Raw genomic sequence first — 3,255 nt, 5'->3', positions numbered from 1 at the left:
CGCGGTGGGTGGTGGTTCGGGGCTGGTGTTCCTGCCCGTATTTTGAGAACTGTATAGTGAACGCGAGCATCTCTTTGTAGCGTAATTTTGCTTTTAGTTTTGTGACAAGCTACTAAGGGCAATCGGTGGATGTCTTGGTACCAAGAGCCGATGAAGGACGTTGGAGCCTGCGATAAGCCCCGGGGAGTTGGCAACCGAGCTGTGATCCGGGGGTGTCCGAATGGGGAAACCCAGCTGGCATTCTAAAGCCAGTTACCAGTGCCTGAACACATAGGGTTCTGGAGGGAACGCGGGGAAGTGAAACATCTCAGTACCCGTAGGAAGAGAAAACAATAGTGATTCCGTGAGTAGTGGCGAGCGAAAGCGGATGAGGCTAAACCATGTGCGTGTGATAGCCGGCGTGCGTTGCGTATATGGGGTTGTGGGAGCATTCGGGTCTTAATGCCGTGAGACCGGAGAGTTATAAATCACTGTTGAAGTCGAATCTTCTGGAATGTTGAGCCGTAGTGGGTTATAGCCCTGTAGGCGTAAGACAGTGACTCTTGAGTGTTTTCCCAAGTAGCACGGGACTCTTGAAATTCCGTGTGAATCTGGCGGGACCACCCGCTAAGCCTAAATACTTCTTGGTGACCGATAGCGGACTAGTACCGTGAGGGAAAGATGAAAAGTACCCCGGGAGGGGAGTGAAATAGTACCTGAAACCGGTTGCCTACAATCCGTCGGAGCTCCTCACTTGTGGGGTGTGACGGCGTGCCTTTTGAAGAATGAGCCTGCGAGTTAGTGGTGTGTGGCGAGGTTAACCCGTGTGGGGTAGCCGTAGCGAAAGCGAGTCTGAATAGGGCGTTTTAGTCGCATGCTCTAGACCCGAAGCGGAGTGATCTATCCATGGGCAGGTTGAAGCGTGGGTAAGACCGCGTGGAGGACCGAACCCACCAGGGTTGAAAACCTGGGGGATGACCTGTGGATAGGGGTGAAAGGCCAATCAAACTCCGTGATAGCTGGTTCTCCCCGAAATGCATATAGGTGCAGCGTCGTGTGTTTCTTACCGGAGGTAGAGCACTGGATGGTCTAGGGGGCTTACCGGCTTACCGAAATCAGCCAAACTCCGAATGCCGGTAAGTGAGAGCGCGGCAGTGAGACTGCGGGGGATAAGCTCCGTAGTCGAGAGGGAAACAGCCCAGATCACCAGCTAAGGCCCCTAAGCGATTGCTAAGTGGAAAAGGATGTGGAGTTGCCCAGACAACCAGGAGGTTGGCTTAGAAGCAGCCACCCTTGAAAGAGTGCGTAATAGCTCACTGGTCAAGTGATTCCGCGCCGACAATGTAGCGGGGCTCAAGCAATCCGCCGAAGCTGTGGCACTCACATATGTACTCGGCCAACTTTGTTGGTCCAGGTGTGTGGGTGGGTAGGGGAGCGTCGTGCAGCGTGTGAAGCAGCCTAGTGATGGAGTTGTGGATGCTGCACGAGTGAGAATGCAGGCATGAGTAGCGAATGACGGGTGAGAAACCCGTCCGCCGGATGATCAAGGGTTCCAGGGTCAAGCTAATCTGCCCTGGGTAAGTCGGGACCTAAGGCGAGGCCGACAGGCGTAGTCGATGGACAACGGGTTGATATTCCCGTACCGGCATTAACACGACCCGACCGAACCCGCTGATGCTAAGCCAATGATGCCTTGATGTCTTCGGACGGATTGGTGGAGTTGGTGACCCGAGGTGGTAGTAGGTGCATTGAGGAGTGACGCAGGAGGGTAGTCCAACCGCGGCGATGGTAGGCGCAAGCTGATCCGCGGGCAAGGTGGTAGGGCGAGGCATAGGCAAATCCGTGTCTCACATAGCCTGAGAGCCGAGGCGGACCCGTTTAGGGGAAGTGGATGATCCCATGCTGCCGAGAAAAACTTCGCAGTGAGTGTTAGAGCCGCCCGTACCCCAAACCGACACAGGTGATCAGGTAGAGAATACCGAGGCGATCGAGTGAACCATGGTTAAGGAACTCGGCAAAATGCCCCCGTAACTTCGGGAGAAGGGGGACCGGATCCGTGACACCATTTGCTGGTGGTAGCGGTGATGGTCGCAGAGACCAGGCCCAAGCGACTGTTTACTAAAAACACAGGTCCGTGCGAAGAAGTAATTCGATGTATACGGACTGACGCCTGCCCGGTGCTGGAACGTTAAGGGGACAGGTTAGCTGGTTTTGGCCGGCGAAGCTTTGAACTTAAGCGCCAGTAAACGGCGGTGGTAACTATAACCATCCTAAGGTAGCGAAATTCCTTGTCGGGTAAGTTCCGACCTGCACGAATGGCGTAACGACTTGGGCGCTGTCTCAACCATGGACTCGGCGAAATTGCATTACGAGTAAAGATGCTCGTTACGCGCAGCAGGACGGAAAGACCCCGGGACCTTTACTACAACTTGGTATTGGTGGTCGGTACAATTTGTGTAGGATAGGTGGGAGACTGTGAAGCTCGGACGCCAGTTCGGGTGGAGTCATCGTTGAAATACCACTCTGATTGTTCTGGCTGTCTAACTTTGGTCCGTTATCCGGATCAGGGACAGTGCCTGGTGGGTAGTTTGACTGGGGCGGTCGCCTCCTAAAAGGTAACGGAGGCGCTCAAAGGTTCCCTCAGCCTGGTTGGCAATCAGGTGTTGAGTGTAAGTGCACAAGGGAGCTTGACTGTGAGACAGACATGTCGAGCAGGGACGAAAGTCGGAACTAGTGATCCGGCGGTGGCATGTGGGAGCACCGTCGCTCAACGGATAAAAGGTACCCCGGGGATAACAGGCTGATCTTCCCCAAGAGTCCATATCGACGGGATGGTTTGGCACCTCGATGTCGGCTCGTCGCATCCTGGGGCTGGAGTAGGTCCCAAGGGTTGGGCTGTTCGCCCATTAAAGCGGCACGCGAGCTGGGTTTAGAACGTCGTGAGACAGTTCGGTCCCTATCCGCTGCGCGCGCAGGAGACTTGAGAAGGGCTGCCCCTAGTACGAGAGGACCGGGGTGGACGAACCTCTGGTGTGCCAGTTGTTCCGCCAGGAGCACGGCTGGTTGGCTACGTTCGGGAGTGATAACCGCTGAAAGCATCTAAGCGGGAAGCACGCTTCAAGATGAGGTCTCCCACCGGGTTAACCGGGTAAGGCCCCCAGTAGACCACTGGGTTGATAGGCCAGAGGTGGAAGCGCCGTAAGGTGTGGAGCTGACTGGTACTAATAGGCCGAGGGCTTGTCACTCACCCAAACTTTGGGCAAGCTGCGCTTCAAT

The 3,255-nt window shown here is 55.2% G+C and carries 1 rRNA gene; it reads left to right on the top strand.

The features are described from left to right. The first annotated feature begins 102 nt into the window (after positions 1-102). Positions 103-3,224, top strand: a 23S ribosomal RNA gene (locus AB0M51_RS42610). Positions 3,225-3,255: the final 31 nt, after the last annotated feature.

It is taken from the genome of Kribbella sp. NPDC051137 (assembly GCF_040682535.1).
Lineage (GTDB): Bacteria > Actinomycetota > Actinomycetes > Propionibacteriales > Kribbellaceae > Kribbella > Kribbella karoonensis.
Note: the sequence above shows the minus strand (reverse complement) of the source record. Positions and strands in the feature narration are given on the sequence as shown.